Origin of the sequence: Streptomyces geranii (genome assembly GCF_002954775.1) — a bacterium.
Taxonomy (GTDB): domain Bacteria; phylum Actinomycetota; class Actinomycetes; order Streptomycetales; family Streptomycetaceae; genus Streptomyces; species Streptomyces geranii.
In genome coordinates, this window is record NZ_PJME01000004.1 from 302,671 (window position 1) to 319,602 (window position 16,932).

The following is a 16,932-nucleotide window of genomic DNA, read 5'->3' on the forward strand; positions in this document are numbered from 1 at the left end:
GATGAACACTGCGCCATCCCCGCTGTCCCTGACGGCGGCACAGCACGGCGTCTGGGTCGCCCAGCGGCTCGACCCCGACAGCCCCATGTACACCTGCGGCATCTACTTCGACGTCCCCGGACCGGTGGACCGTGCCCTGCTGGCCCACGCCGTGGAGCGGGCAGTGGCCGAGACCGAGGCCCTGCGGGTCCGCTTCCACGAGACCGACGACGACGTACGCCAGATCCTGGACCCGTCCGTGACCGGCGAGTTGGCGTACGTCGACGTGAGCGGCGAGAGCGACCCCGCCGCTGCCGCGCGGGCCTGGATCGACGCCGGGCAGACCCGGCCGATCCGTCTGGACGCCGACGGCGAGCGGCTGTTCCGGCACACCCTGCTGCGGCTGGGACCCGACCGGCACTGGTTCCACTTCGCCTACCACCACATCCTCCTCGACGGCCGCGGCCAGGTGCTGCACCTGCGCCGGGTGACAGAGACGTACTCGGCGCTCGTCGCGGGCGAGGAACCGCCCGCCTCCGGCTTCGCCACCCTCGGCGAGGTCCTGGCCGAGCAGGACGCATACCGCGCCTCCGGGCGCCGGGAGCGCGACGCCGCCTACTGGCAGGGCGAGTTCGCGGATCTGCCCGACTCCACGGAACTCGGCTCCGGCACCTCCGCCCTCGCGCCAAGCCTGCCCAGCGCCAGCGGCCGGCTGCCGAAGGAAGTGACCCACCGCCTGCGCGACTTCGCCGGGTCCCGCTGGTCCCTGCCCGTGATCGCCGCCATGGCCGCCTACACCCACCGGGTCACCGGCGCCCACGACGTCCTCGTCCGGGTGTTCATGGCCGCCCGGCTCAGCCCGCACGCCCTGGCGACGCCCGCCATGCTCGTCAACGAGGTACCGCTGCGCGTTACCGTCGACGGCTCCACCAGCTTCACGGAACTGCTCGACCGGGTCACCGCCCGCCTGAGCGAGGCCACCCGGCACCAGCGCTATCCCCAGGAGGCGCTGCGCCGCGACCTGACCGCCGCCGCCCACCCGGGAACTCTCGGCGGCCCGTCCGTGAACATCCTGTCGTTCGCCTCCCCGCGCGTGCCCTTCGGTGCAGTCGAGGCCGAGGCCCGGCAGCTGGGCTCCGGTCCCGTACGGGACCTGGCTCTGCACGCGTTCGGTGATCCCCGGGTCGCCGAGGGCATCGAACTCGTGCTCAACGCCCACCAGGACCGCTTCACGCCTGACACGGCCGCCGAGCACCGTGCGCGGTACGTCCGGCTGCTGGCCGCCGTGACCGAGCACCCCGAGCTGCCCATCGGCGCCCTCGACCTGCTCGACGACGCGCAGCGGGAGCGCTTCCACGCCCGGAACACCACCGGCCGCGCGACCGATCAGCGCTCGCTGGTGGAGCTGTTCGAGGACCAGGACCCGGCCGCCGAGGCCGTCGTCTGCGAGGGCGAGCGGCTGACGTACGGCGAACTCCACGCCCGCGTGAACCGCCTCGCGCACGCCCTGCGCGCGAGGGGCGTGGGACCGGAATCGCGGGTGGCGGTGAAGCTGCCCCGTTCGGTGGACCTGATCGTCGCGCTGTGGGCGGTGCTCAAGAGTGGTGCGGCTTACGTGCCCGTCGAGACCGGCTACCCGGCCGAGCGGATCGCCCACATCCTCGCGGACGCCCGCGTGTCGTTCGTGCTCGACGAGGACAACGTACGGGTCCTCGGCGAGGGCGAGCCCGACACGAACCCCGGCGTCGTCCCGCGGGGGGACCACGCCGCGTACGTCATCCACACCTCGGGCACCACCGGTCGCCCCAAGGGTGTCGTCGTCACCCACGCCGGCATCTCCAACATGTTGGCCTGGATGCAGGACGAGTACGGGCTGACCCCGGCGGACCGGGTCGTGCACAAGACGCCTGTCGGGTTCGACGTGTCGGTGTGGGAGGTCTTCTGGACGCTCACACATGGCGCGAGCCTCGTCGTCGCTCGGCCCGACGGGCACCGTGACCCGGCCTATCTGGCCCGTCTGGTTCGCGACGAGCGGGTCACCGTCATCCACTTCGTCCCGGCGATGCTCGGCCCGTTCCTCGACGAGTACGTGCCTGTCGACTCGCTGCGGATGGTGAGCTGCGGCGGCGAGGCCCTGCCCGCCGGGCTCGCCGAACGTTTCCACCGTGAATGCGGTGCCCGGCTCCACAACTCCTACGGGCCCACCGAGTTCTCGGTGACCGCCACCTCCCACGCCTGCGCCCCCGGCGTGCCCGTCACCATCGGCACCCCCACCCACAACTCCCGCGCCTACGTGCTCGATCCGGCCCTCCAGCCGGTCCCGGACGGCGTCACCGGCGAGCTGTACCTGGCGGGCGTGCAACTGGCTCGCGGTTACCTCGACCGCCCCGGCGCGACCGCCGAGCGGTTCGTCGCCGACCCGTACGGCCCGGCTGGCACCCGGATGTACCGCACCGGCGACCTGGTCCGTCAACTGGCCGACGGAGAAATGGAGTTCGTCGGTCGCGCCGACGATCAGATCAAGATCAACGGTCAGCGGGTCGAACCGGCCGAGGTCGAGGCCGCGCTGGCCGCCGTGCCCGGCGTCGACCAGGCAGTGGTCCTCGTCCACGACTCGGCGGCGGGCTCACGGCAACTCGTCGGCTACGTCTCCGGCATGCCGGAGACCGACCCCAGGGCCCACCTCGCGGAGCGGCTGCCCGCCCATATGGTGCCGGTGAGCGTGTTCGTCCTGCCGTCGATCCCGGTGACCCCCAACGGCAAGATCGACCGCCGCGCACTGCCCGCTCCGGCCGGGCCGGTGAGCGGACGTGTCCCCGTCACCGCCACCGAGCGCACCCTGCACACTCTCGCCGCCGCACTCCTCGGCCGCCCCGAACTGGGCGTGGACGACGACCTGTTCACCCTCGGCGCGGACAGCATCCACGCCATCCAGCTGGTCAGCCGCGCCCGCCGTCAGAGCCTGCACTTCACGCCCCAGGACGTCTTCGACCACCCGACCGTCGCCCGCCTCGCCACCGTCGCGACCACCGCACCGGCGTCCGCGCCCGTCGAGGACGACCCGGTCGGCGAACTCCCCGAGACACCGATGGCCCGGCGCCTCGCCGAACGCGGCGGCCCCACCGCCGGGTTCGCCCAGTCCCTCCTCCTCGCCGCCGGGCCCGGCCTGTCGTACGACCGGCTCGGCGCGGCCCTGCAACGCGTCCTCGACCGCCACGACGCCCTGCGCCTGCGAGGCCGGCACATCCGTCCCGTGGGTGCCGTACGGGCCGAGGACTGCCTGACCCGCGCCCGGGACGAGGACGTGGCCGCGCACAAGGAGGCCGCCCGGCGCGAACTGTCGCCCGAGGACGGCGAGATGGTCCGGGCCGTGTGGTTCGAGTCGGGCCAACTGCTGCTCGTCCTGCACCACTTGGTCGTGGACGGTGTCTCCTGGCGCATCCTGCTGACCGACCTCGCCGAGGCCCTCGCGGACGGCGACCTGTCCCCGGCAGGCACCTCCCTGCGCCGCTGGGCCGACCACCTTCAGGCCCCCGGCGACGAACTCCCGCTGTGGACCGACCTGTTGTCCATCCCGGAACCCGTCCTCGGCGCCCGCCCCCTCGACCCCGCCCAGGACGTCCACGGCGCCGCCCGCTCGATCACCGTCACGGTCCCGGCGGACCTCACCGGCACCCTGCTGACCACGCTGCCCGCCGCCTACCGGGCGACCCCGGACGACGTCCTCCTCGCCGCGCTCTCGGCCGCCGTACAGCGCCACCGGGGCGAGGGACCGGTCCTGGTCGACCTGGAGGGCCACGGACGCGACCACCTCCCCGACGGCATGGACCTGTCCACCACGGTCGGCTGGTTCACCCGTATCCACCCGGTCCGCCTCGCCGCCGGGACCGAGACCGGCCCCGCCCTGCTCAAGCGCACCAAGGAGGAGTTGCGCGCGGTCCCGCACGGCGGTCGCGGCCACGACCTGCTCCGCGACCGTCTCACCGGTCTGCCGGCACCCCAGATCTCCTTCAACTACCTGGGCCGCCTGGACGCACAGGACCTCGGCGGCTGGCGCCTCGCCGACGACGCGACGGCCGTGGAACTCCTCGCCGACGACGGCCTCGCACTCACCCACGCCCTCCAGATCGACGCCCACGTCCGCGACGGCGAGCTGACCGCCGAGTGGACCTACCCCTCGGGCGTCCTCACGGAGACCGAGGTCCGCGCCCTCGCCGAGGCCTGGACCGAGGCCCTCACCGAACTCGCCGTCCACACGCGAGGCGGGCTCACCGTCTCCGACGTACCGCTCGTCCGGATCACCCAGGAGGAGCTGGACCGGTTCCGCGGCGCCACCGACGTACTGCCGCTCTCCCCGCTCCAGGAGGGCCTGCTCTTCCTCGCGCTGTACGAGCCCGAGGACCCGTACGTCGGCCAGCTCGTCCTGGAGATCGACGGCGGCTTCGACGCCGGACGGATGCGGGCCGCCGCCACCGCGCTGCTGCACCGCCACCCCAACCTGCGCGCCGCCTTCCGCAGCCGCTCGACGGGCGCTCCCGTGCAGGTCGTCCCCGCCGAGGTCAAGGTGCCGTGGGAGGAGCGCGACGAGGAGGATGTCGAGGCGTTCCTCGCCCGTGACCGGGCGCGCGGCTTCAGCGTCGTACGGCCGCCCCTGCTGCGGTTCACCGCCCTCGGGAACCGGCTCGTCCTGACCCACCACCACCTGTTGCTGGACGGCTGGTCCCTGCCGCTGCTGGTCCGTGACCTGTTCAACCTGTACGGCGGCGCCGACCTGCCTCCGGTCGCCCCCTACCGCGACCACCTGGCGTGGCTGGGCGGCCGGGACCACGAGGCCTCCGCCGAGGCGTGGCGCGAACACCTCACCGGTCTGACCGCACCCACCCTGCTCGCCCCCGCCGACCGCGCCTCCGACGGCCACGACGTCCACGAACTGGTGCTGCCCGAGGCGCTCACCGAGGCACTGTCGGCGACCGCCCGCGCGCACCGGATCACCCTGAACACCGTCGTACAGGGCCTGTGGGCCCTGCTGTTGAGCGGCTTCAGCGGCCGTGACGACGTGGTGTTCGGCGCGACCGTCTCCGGGCGCCCGCCCGAGCTGCCCGGCGCGGAGTCGATGGTCGGGCTGTTCGTCAACACCCTGCCGGTCCGCGTGCGGATCGACCCGGACGAGTCGTTGGCCGCGCTGCTGGCCCGCGTCCAGCACGAGCAGCGTTCGCTCGACGCCCACCAGCACGCCTCCCTGGCGGAGTTGACGCGCGCGTCAGGCTTCGACGCGCTGTTCGACACCATCGTCGCGTTCGAGAACTACCCGATGGACGACGGCATCGAGGCCGGCGGACTGCGCCTGGCCCACGCCGACCTCGTCGAGCGCACCCACTACCCGGTGAGCCTGTCCGTCTTCCCCGGCGAGCGGCTGCGGCTGAGGTTCTCCTGCCTCACCGGCGCCTTCGACGCGCCGGCCGTCGCGCGCGTCGCCGACCACCTGGCAGACCTGCTCGGCCGGGCGGCAGCCGAACTGGACGTCCAGGTCGGCGAGTTGGCGGCGGTGAGTGAGGAGGACCGGCTGCTGGTCACCGGCGTCCGTACGGCCGACGCTCCCGCGAAGGTCGTGGCCACCGCCACCGGCGCCGAACCCGTTTCGCCCGAGGAGCGGAAGCTGTGCGCCATCGTCGCCGACGTGCTCGGCGTCGAACAGGTCGGCGTGCACGACGAGTTCTTCGCGCTCGGCGGCACCTCGATCCTGATGATCCGTCTGGTCCACCGCGTCCGCGACGAGTTCGGCGTCGACCTGTCCCTGCGAGATGTCTTCGCCGGGCCGACCGCCGCAGGCGTCGCCGAACGGCTGACCCGGCTGGCCCCGCAGGCCAAGCGCATCACGGCCGAGGAACGGCCCGGCCGCGTCCCGCTGTCGTTCGCCCAGGAACGCATGTGGTTCCTCCAGCGACTCCAGGGCGCCTCGGGGACGTACAACATCCCCATCCAGGTCCGGCTCACCGGCCCGCTCGACGCGGACGCGCTCGGCGGTGCGCTCGCCGACCTGGTCGCCCGCCACGAGGCGCTGCGCACCCTGTACCTGGAGGACGCCGACGGCCCGTACCAGGTCGTCCTGCCCCCGGACACCGGCTTCACCATGGAGGTCGTACGGGACGCGGGCCCCGCCCCCGACCTGGCCGCCTCCGCCGCCCGCTCCTTCGACCTCACCCACGACCTGCCCCTGCGGGCCACGCTCTACCCGACCGGCCCCGACACCCACGTCCTGCTCCTCGTGGTGCACCACATCGCCACCGACGGAGCCTCGCTGCGGCCCCTCACCGAGGACCTGTCCGCCGCCTACCGCGCCCGGCTCGACGGCGACGCGCCCCGGTTCCCCGAACTCGCCGTCCAGTACCCGGACTTCGCGATCTGGCAGCGCGAGACGCTCGCCGCCGACCTGCCGCGCCAGATCGACTTCTGGAAGGAGCACCTCGACGGCCTCCCGCCCGAGGTCACCTTCCCCGGCGACCGGCCGCGCCCGGCGGTGGCCACCCACCGAGGCGACCACGTCGAGTTCCCGGTCGGCCCCGAGCTGTACCAGCGGATGCTGGACCTGGCCGGCCGTACCCGCACGACCCCGTTCATGATCCTCCAGGCCGCCGTGTCCCTGCTGCTGACCCGGCTCGGCGCGGGCGAGGACATCCCGCTCGGCGGTGTGATCGCCGACCGGCCCGACTCGGTGCTCGACGACGTGGTCGGCGTCTTCATCAACACCCTCGTCTACCGCATGGACACCTCGGGCGACCCGACCTTCGAGGAACTCCTGGTCCGCGTCCGCGAGACGGGCCTCGCCGCGTACGCCCACCAGGGCGTCCCCTTCGAGCGCCTCGTGGAGGAGCTGAACCCGGAGCGCTCCCGCTCCCGGCACGCCTTCTTCCAGGTCATGCTGGCCTGGCTGGACCTCACCGAGGCCCGCTTCGACCTGCCCGGCGTCACCGCCGACCCCGGCCCGGTGACCAGCGGCACCGCCAAGTTCGACGTGCACTTCGACTGCCACGTCCACGAGGACGGCGGGCTGCTGTGTCGCCTGGAGTACGCCACCGACCTGTACGACCGCCGGACGGCCCGGAGCTTCGCGGCCCGCTTCGTACGCATCCTGGAGGCGGTCACCGCCGACCCCGGACAGCGGCTGTCCCAGGTGGACGTGCTCGGTACCGACGATCGCGCCCTGGTGCTGCACGGCTGGAACGACACCAACCTCGCCTGGGACGACGGGCGTTCGATCGTGGAGCGCTTCGAGGCCCAGGACCCGGCCGCCGAGGCCGTCTTCTTCGAGGGCGAGCGCGTCACGTACGGCGAGCTGAACGCCCGCGTGAACCGTCTCGCGCATGCCCTGCGCGACCGGGGCGTCGGCCCCGAGTCGAGGGTCGCGGTGATGCTGCCGCGCTCGGTGGACCTGATCGTGGCGCTGTGGGCGGTCGTCAAGGCGGGCGCCGCGTACGTGCCCATCGACACCGGCTATCCCGCCGACCGGATCGCGTACATCCTCGACGACTCCGGCGCGGCCCTGCTCGTATCCAACCGGTCGGTTGACGGGTTCGACCGGATCGCGCCCGACGGTGGCTCATCGGTGACCGAGAACCCGGGCGTTCCCGTCCACGGCGACAACGCCGCCTACGTCATCTACACCTCCGGCTCCACCGGCCGCCCCAAGGGCACCGTCAACACCTACGCGGGCCTGGGCAACCGCCTGTGGTGGATGCAGGACGACCACGAACTGACGCCCGGCGAACGGGTGTTGCAGTCCACCCCGGTGAGCTTCGACGTGTCGGTGTGGGAGGTCTTCTGGACCCTCACCCACGGCGGCACCCTCGTCGTCGCCCGCCCCGACGGCCACCGCGACCCGCTCTACCTGGAGCGGCTGATGCGCGAGGAGCACGTCGGCGTCGTCCACCTCAGCTCCTCGATGCTGGGCGCCTACCTCGCCGAGACCCGGCTGCCGGACTCGGTCCGCCTGGTCGTCTCCGGCGACGAGGCGCTGCCCGCCGAACTGGTCCGCCGGTTCCACGAGCACTCGGCGAACGAGGATGCGGTACTCCTCAACGCGTACGGCCCCACCGAGGCCGCCGTCGACGTCACGACCTGGCCGGCCGGTCCGGACACCGAGACCGTGCTGATCGGCGGTCCTGTCCCCAACACCCGTATGTACGTGCTCGATGCCGACCTCGCACCGGTCGCGCCGGGCGTGCCCGGCGAGTTGTACTGCGAGGGCGTCCAGCTCGCGCGCGGCTACCTCGACCGGCCCGCCCTGACCGCCGAACGGTTCGTCGCGAGCCCCTACGGCCCGCCCGGATCCCGCATGTACCGCACAGGCGACGTGGCCCGCTGGACGGCCGACGGTGAGCTGGAGTACCTCGGCCGCGCCGACAACCAGGTCAAGCTCCGCGGCTTCCGCGTCGAACTCGGCGAGATCGAGGACGCATTGACCGACCATCCGGCCGTCGCCCAGGCCGCCGCAGCCGTCCACGGCCAGTGGCTCGTCGGCTACGTCGTCCCCGCCGATCCGGGCGCCCTAGGGGGCCAGGGCGTCCCGCTCGACACCGACACGGACGCCGACATCCGCGACCGGCTCGCCTCCCGGCTGCCCGAATACATGGTCCCGGCCCAGATCGTCACCCTCGACGAGCTGCCGCTCACCCCCAACGGCAAGCTCGACCGCAAGGCACTACCGGCCCCCGACCTCACCCACACCGGCGGGCGGGCACCGCGCACCCCGCAGGAGGAGATCCTCAGCGGCCTGTTCGCCGAGGTGCTCGGCGTGCCCGAGGTGTCGATCGACGACGACTTCTTCTCCCTCGGCGGCCACTCCCTCCTGGTCACCCGGCTGGCCGGCCGAATCCGCGCCGCCCTCGACGTCGACATCGAACTGTCCGTGCTGTTCGAGGCGACCACCGTGGCGAAGCTCGCGGCCCGGCTCACCGGAAGCGGACCGCGCCGCACCGGCATCACCGCCCAGCCGCGCGAAGGGCGCCTGCCGCTGTCGTACGCCCAGGAACGGCTCTGGTTCCTGCACCGCTTCGAGGGCCCGTCCCCGACGTACAACCTGCCGGTCGCGCTCCAGCTGACCGGCGAACTCGACAAGGCCGCGCTCACCGCCGCCCTGGCCGACCTGGCCGCACGGCACGAGGCCCTGCGCACGGTCTTCGCCGAGGACGCACACGGCCCCCACCAGATCGTGCTGCCGTCCGTGCCGCCGCTGAGCGTGGTGGGCGTCGACGAGGAGGGGCTCGCCGCCCGACTGGCCGAGGCTGTCGGCACCCCGTTCGACCTCACCGCCCAACCGCCCCTGCGGGCAACCCTGTTCGACCTCGGCGAGAGCGCGTACGTCCTGCTCCTCGTCCTGCACCACATCGCAGGCGACGGCGCCTCCATGGCCCCGCTCGCCCGCGACCTCGCCACTGCCTACGCGGCCCGGACCCAGGGCGAGGAACCCGACTGGGCCCAACTGCCCTTCCAGTACGCCGACTTCGCGGTGTGGCAGCGACAGACCCTGGGGGAGTCCGACGACCCGGAGAGCGTCCTCTCCCGCCAGCTCGACCACTGGCGGACCACACTCGCAGGGCTGCCAGAGCAGTTGGAACTGCCCTTCGACCGACCCCGGCCCGCCGCCCCCACCCATCGCGGCGACACGGTGCCCTTCGCCGTCGCGCCCGAGGTCCACCAGGCCCTGGTCCGGCTCGCCCGCGAACACCACACGACCGTCTTCATGGTCGTGCACGCGGCCCTCGCCACTCTCCTCCACCGGCTCGGCGCGGGTGACGACATCGTCATCGGCTCGCCCGTCGCGGGCCGCGCGAACGACGCCCTGGCACCCCTGGTCGGCTACTTCGCCAACAACCTCGTCCTGCGCACCGACCTCACCGGCGACCCCGACTTCACCGAGGTGCTGCGCCGGGTACGGGCCGCCGACCTGGCCGCCTACGCCCACCAGGACGTGCCGTTCGAGCGGCTCGTCGAAGCGGTCAACCCGGTGCGCTCCACCGCCCGTCACCCCCTGTTCCAGACCGGCCTGAACTTCAACAACGCCGACCAGCAGACGGCCCTCGACCTCGCCGTCGAACTGCGCGGACTGTCGGTGAGCGTACGGCCGGTGGCCTCACCGGCCGCCAAGTTCGACCTGTCGTTCTTCCTCACCGAGCGGCCCGAGGGCGGGGTGAGCGGGCTCCTGGAGTTCGCCACCGACCTGTTCGACCGCGACTCGGCCGCACGGATCGCGGACCGCTTCACCCGGCTGCTCACCGACGTCAGCGCCGAACCCGGCCGCCCTGTCGGGGAGTTCGACGTCGTGGACGAGGCCGAGCGGCGCCTGCTGCTCACCGACTGGAACGCCACCGACCACGAGGTCCCGGCCCATACCCTCACCGACCTGATCGAAGCCCAGGTGGCCGCTACGCCGGACGCCCCCGCCGTCGTCTTCGGCGCGACCGCGCTGTCGTACGCCGAACTCGACGCCCGCGCCGACCGGTTGGCCCGCCGCTTGAGCGCCCTCGGTGCCGGTCCCGAGCGGTACGTCGCCGTACTGATGCCGGTCTCCGAGGAGATCCCGGTGACCCTGCTGGCCGCTCTGAAGACCGGGGCCGGCTATCTGCCGCTGGACCCGGCGCACCCGGCCGACCGGCTCGCCTTCATGCTGGGCGACATCGCGCCGGTCGCGGTCGTCACCACGGTCGAACTGGCCGAGTTCGTAAGGCCGTTGACCGTCGTCGCTGTCGTCCTGGCGGACGATCCCGCGCTCGCGGACCAGCCCTCCTCCCCGCTTACTGAAGTGGTGCGTCGGCCCGAGCACGCCGCGTTCGTCATCTTCACCTCCGGCTCGACCGGGCGCCCCAAGGCGGTCGTCGTCGAACACCGTTCACTTGTCGCCTACTTGGCGTGGGCGACGGCCGAGTACGCGAGCCTGCGCCGCCGTGTCCTGGTGCACTCGCCGGTCTCCTTCGACCTCACCGCCACCGGCATGTTCGGCCCGCTGATCTCCGGCGGCACCGTGGAGTTGGTCCGCTGGACGTCCAGTGGACCGGACCCGGACGCCCAGGTCACCCGGCCCGACTTCGTCAAGGCCACCCCCAGTCATCTGCACCTGCTCGGCGCGGTGCCCGAGGAGTACTCGCCCGAGGGTCAACTCGTCCTTGGCGGCGAGTCGTTGCTCGGCGACGTGCTGGACGCCTGGCGTGCCCGCCACCCCGGGGTGACCGTCCTCAACGAGTACGGCCCCACCGAGACCACCATCGGCTGCAGCCTCTTCCGCATCGAACCCGGCGACGCTGTGCCGCCCGGCGTCATCACCATCGGAACGCCCGCCTGGAACACCCAGATGTACGTCCTGGACGCCCTGCTGCGCCCGGCCCCCGTCGGCACCGCGGGCGAGCTGTACGTCGCGGGCGACCTCGTCACCCGCGGCTACCACGGCCGCCCCGGCCTGACCGCCGGACGGTTCGTCGCCAACCCGTACGGCCTGCCCGGATCCCGGATGTACCGCACCGGCGACCTGGCCCGCTGGACGGCCGGGGGACGGCTGGAGTTCGTCAGCCGCGTCGACGACCAGGTGAAGATCCGGGGCTTCCGCATCGAACTCGGCGAGGTGGAGGCCGTTTTGACGGCCCAGCCCGGCATCGACGCGGCCGTCGTGGTCGTCCGCGAGGACACCCCCGGCGACAAGCGCCTCGTCGCCTACGTCGTGCCGGAGCAGGAATCGGAGTCGGATCATTCGGTGGATTCGGTGGATTCGGTGGATTCGGTGGATTCGGCGGGCTCGGCGGGCTCGGCGGGCTCGGTGGACTTGGCGGACCCGGCCGCGCTACGCGCTGCCGCCGCGCGGGCCCTGCCCGACTACATGGTCCCCGCCGCGTTCGTCGTGCTGGAGACCCTGCCGCTGACCGACAACGGCAAGATCGCCCGCAAGGCGCTGCCCGCCCCGGACTTCGGCACCGAGGGCTCCCGCCGACCCTCCAGCGAGGGCCTGGAGCAGCGGGTGGCGGACCTCTTCGCGGCCGTCCTCGGCGTGCCCGACGTGGGCGCCGACGACGATTTCTTCCGCCTCGGCGGCCACTCCCTGCTCGTCGCACGGCTGGTCAACCGCGTCCGGGCCGAGCTGGGCGCCGAGCTGTCCATCCGGGACGTCTTCGAGCACTCGACCGTCGCCCGACTCGCCGAACTGCTCTCCGACCGCCCGACGAAGGCCCCACGGCCACCGCTCGTCCGGCGCGCAGGAACCGATCGGCCCGAGCGGGTGCCGCTGTCGGCGGCGCAACGGCGGATGTGGTTCCTTGACCGGCTCGACGGCCAGACGCAGACGTACACCATCCCCGTCGTCCTGCGCATGACCGGCAACCTCGACCCGGACGCCTTGCGGGACGCCTTCGGCGACCTGGTCCGCCGCCACGAAGTACTGCGCACGGTGATTGCCGACGGGCCGGACGGACCGCACCAGGCCGTCGTCGACACCGAACCGCCTTTCGCCATCCGGTCGTTGAGGCCTGTCGACTTCGCCGCAGCGGTGGCGGAGGCCGCCCGGACGCCCTTCTCCCTCGACCACCAACCACCCATCCGCGCGGAGCTGTTCACCGACGGCGACCGCGAACACGCCCTGCTGCTGCTCCTGCACCACATCGCGGGCGACGGTGCGTCCATGCGGCCACTCGCCGACGACCTCTCCACGGCCTACGCCGCCCGACTCGCAGGCCACGCCCCCGACTGGGCTCCGCTGCCCGTCCAGTACGCCGACTACGCGCTGTGGGAGCGCGAACTGCCCGCGAACCGGCTCGACTTCTGGACGCGGGAACTGGCCGGAATCCCCGACCAGACCGAGCTGCCCACCGACCGGCCCCGGCCCGCCGTCGCCTCCCAGCACGGCGGCACGGTGCCCTTCACCGTGTCGGCCGCACTGCGCCGCCGTATCGACGCGCTCGGCCAAGGCCGGGGCGCCAGCGCCTTCATGGTGCTCCACGCCACCCTCGTCACCCTCCTCAACCGACTCGGCGCAGGCGACGACATCGTCATCGGAACGCCCGTCGAGGGCCGCCCGGACACCGCGCTCGAAGACCTCGTCGGCCTGTTCGCCAACACCCTGGTCCTGCGCGTCGACACTTCCGGTGACCCCACCTTCGACGAACTCCTCGACCGGGTGCGAGCGGCGGACGTGGCGGCCTACGATCACACCGACGTGCCCTTCGAGCGGCTGGTCGAGGTCCTCAACCCGGCGCGCTCACGCTCCCGACACCCCCTGTTCCAGGTCATGCTGACGGTGAATCAGGAGGCGGTAGCGCCCACGCTGCCCGGACTTGAGGTGACCGTCGGGGACGTGCCGGGCGACCGGGCCAAGTTCGACCTGTCGCTGACCCTCACCGAGAGCGGGGAGGGCGGCTGGTCGGGATGGGTCGAGTACGCCTCCGACCTGTTCGACCGCGCCACCGCCGAGAGCGTCGCCGCCCGCTATCTGCGGCTGCTGGAGGAGGCGACAGCCGACCCTGCCCGACCTCTGCACGCCCTGCCCCTGCTCACCTCCGCCGAACGTGAGGACGCGCTCGCTCGTCGGGGCGGTACCGTCCGGTCGCTGCCCGCGGCATCGCTGCCGGAGCTGTTCGAGGCGCAGGTGGCGCGTACCCCGCACGCCGTTGCCGTCGTCGCGGACGGTACGGAGTTCGCGGACGGGACGCGGTTCTCGCAGGGTTCGAAGTTCGCGGACGGTACGACGCTGACGTACGACGAGCTGAACCGGGGCGCCAACCGGCTCGCCCGGCACCTGGCCGCGCTCGGGGCCGGACCGGAGACCGTCGTCGCCGTGGTCCTGCCGCGCCGCCCGGAGGTGATCGTGGCGCTCCTCGCGGTACTGAAGACCGGGGCCGCCTACCTGCCCATCGACCCGGCCAACCCCCAGGCCCGGATCGACGCTCTCGTCGCCGACGCGGGTGCCACGATCGTGCTCGACGAGGACGCGCTCGCCGCAGTCCCGGACACCGGCGCGGACGGCGACCTGGGCGTCCCGGTCCACCCCCGCCAGGCCGCCTACCTGATCTACACCTCCGGATCGACCGGCCGCCCCAAGGGCGTGGTCGTCGAACACGGTTCGCTCGCCGCCTATCTGAGCGAGGCCGTGGCGATGTACCCGGCCGCGTCCGGCGAGTCCCTGGTGCACACGTCCCTCGCCTTCGACATGCCGGTGACCACGCTCTTCACGCCGCTGATCACGGGCGGACGGGTGCGGTTCGGGGAACTGGACGAGGACACGCCCACCCCCGACCTGCTCAAGGTCACCCCCAGCCACCTACGGGTGCTGGAGTCGCTGCCCGACCGCGTCAGCGACGCCCGGAACCTGGTCATCGGCGGCGAGGCCCTCGACGCCACGGCCCTCCAGGCGTGGCGCGAGCGGCACCCCAAGGCCGTGGTGATCAACGAGTACGGCCCCACGGAGGCGACCGTCGGCTGTGTCGTCCACCGGCTCGAACCGGACGACGTCCTCGGCGCGGGACCGGTGCCCATCGGCCGCCCCATCGCGGGCGCCCGCGTCTACGTGCTCGACGACCACCTCCAGCCCGTCCCCGACGGCGTGTGGGGCGAGTTGTACCTCGCCGGCAACGGCCTGGCCCGTGGTTATGCCGGACGGCCCGGCCAGAGTGCCGAACGCTTCGTCGCCGACCCGTACGGCCCGCCCGGCACCCGCATGTACCGCGTGGGCGACCGGGCCCGCTGGAACCGCGCCGGGGTGCTGGAGTACGCCGGACGCGTCGACGACCAGGTCAAGATCCGGGGCTACCGGATCGAACCCGGCGAGATCGAGACCGCGCTGACCGCGCTCGACGGGGTGGCCCGGGCGGCGGTGATCGCCCGAGAGGACCGCCCGGGCGACCGTCGGCTGGTCGCCTACGTCGTGCCCCGAAAGGGGCGCGGGGAACTGCGCGGCCAGCCCCAACGCACCCGCAGTGAACAACCGGCCCAACCAGCGGAGCGCCACCCCTCGCTCGACCCCGACGACCTGCGAACCCGCCTCGCCGCGACACTCCCCGCCCACCTCGTACCGACCGCGTTCGTCGAGGTCGACGCGATCCCACTGAACGCCAACGGCAAGCTCGACCGCAGGGCACTGCCTGCCCCGCCCGAAACCGCCGCCGGTACCGGCCGGGCGCCGCAGACCGCACAAGAGGCCCTGCTGTGCGGGCTGTTCGCCGAGGTACTGGGAGTACCCGAAGTCTCCGCCGACGACGACTTCTTCGCACTGGGCGGTCACTCCCTGCTCGCCGTCCGACTGGCCGGCCGTATCGGTGAGGCGCTGGCGGTCCGCTTCAGCCTGTCGGCGCTGCTCGAAGCGCCGACCCCGGCGGGACTGGCCCGCCACCTCACGGAGGGCGGCCAGCACGCAGTCTCGTCGGTGCCGGACTCGGAGTCCGAGCTGAGCCCCGCCCTGCGCTTCACATCACGCACACCCCTCGCGGATTCGCCCGACTCGCCCGACGCACCGCCTGCTGGTGCTCCCCGGGAGATTCTGCTGACCGGGGCCACGGGGTTCGTCGGAGCCTTCCTCCTGGCCGAGTTGCTGCACCGGACACCAGCGCGGGTGCACTGCCTCGTCCGCGCGCGGACCGACGCCGAGGCGGCAGAGCGGCTGACCGAAGTCATGCGGCGCTACGGCATCGACCTCGGGTCGACGCCGGACCAGCCACGGCTGAATGTCGTCCGGGGAGACCTGGCGGCAGCGGACCTGGGCCTCGACGCCGCGAACTGGACTGAGCTGCGCGAGCGGATCGACACGATCGTCCACAGCGGCGCGAACGTCCACCACCTCTCGCCGTACGCCCACCTCAAACCGGCCAACGTGGAGGGCACTCGGACCCTGCTGCGCCTGGCCGCCGAAGGCCAGCCGAAGGCGTTCCACCACCTCTCCACGCTCGGTGTGTTCACGCCCGGCCACAACTCCCGGCTGGTCACGGAGGATTCACCGATCGACGGCGAGAACCACCCGTTCGGCAACGGGTACGCGGCGAGCAAATGGGTCTCGGACCGGCTGGTGGAGCGTGCCTTCGAGCGGGGGGCCACCGGCGGCATCCACCGGCTCGGCCGAGTCTGGGCGCACACCTCGACCGGTGCCGTCAGCGCGGACGACATGTTCTCCCGGCTGCTCACGAGTTGCGCCGCGCTCGGCTGCCATCCGGTCGGACCGGAGCTGGCGGAAGCGCTGCTCCCCGTCGACGTCCTGGCCCGCGCCGTCGTGGAACTGATCCTGACCGGGCCGGGAACCGCCCGTGTCCACCACCTCCACCACCCGCGCAGGGTCACTGTCGGTGCCTTCATGAGCGGCTACGACCGGCTGCGCGGGACGGAGTCCGAACCGGTAACGCTCACCGAGTGGCTGCACCGCCTGCGGCGCGCGAGCGAACGAGGACAGGACCTCCCGATCCTGCCCTACCAGGCGTATCTCGAAGAGCACGCGAGCCGCGCACCGGACCCACGGCAACCGACCCTGGAGTTCGAGAACGACAGGACGCTCCAGCGCCTGCGGAATCTGGCGGTCGCGATCCCGGACATCGACGAAGCCGCGATCTCCCGCTACTGGGACTTCGTCGAACGGTGACGTGAGCCGCCCGGACCATCAGCCGACACCGTGGCCCAACTCTCCTCCACCGGGAGGCACTTCGCCTCCCGGCTCCCGAAAGGAACACCGAAACGTCATGACGACCAACCCCTTCGAGAACCCCGACGGCACCTACCGGGTCCTGGCCAACGACGAGGGCCAGCACTCCCTGTGGCCCGACTTCACCGCAGTGCCCGCCGGTTGGACCACCGTCTTCGGTCCGGACAGCCGTACCGCCTGCCTGGAGTACGTCGAACGCGAGTGGACGGATCTGCGTCCCAAGAGCCTCGTCCGGGCCATGGGCGAATGAGCCGCCGGATTGAGCGGATCAAGCGGATCAAGCGGGTCGAGCGGATCGA

General features: G+C 72.5%; 2 protein-coding genes. Both read left to right on the top strand.

Features of this window, described 5'->3' with window-relative positions; genetic code table 11:
* Position 1 precedes the first annotated feature (1 nt).
* A complete protein-coding gene (locus tag CW359_RS08350) occupies positions 2–16,573 on the top strand; it encodes a non-ribosomal peptide synthetase (RefSeq protein WP_105969128.1) in 16,572 nt (5,523 codons plus the stop codon).
* A 97-nt stretch (positions 16,574–16,670) separates the two neighbouring features.
* A complete protein-coding gene (locus CW359_RS08355; protein WP_105969129.1) occupies positions 16,671–16,883 on the top strand; it encodes an MbtH family protein in 213 nt (70 codons plus the stop codon).
* Positions 16,884–16,932 lie beyond the last annotated feature (49 nt).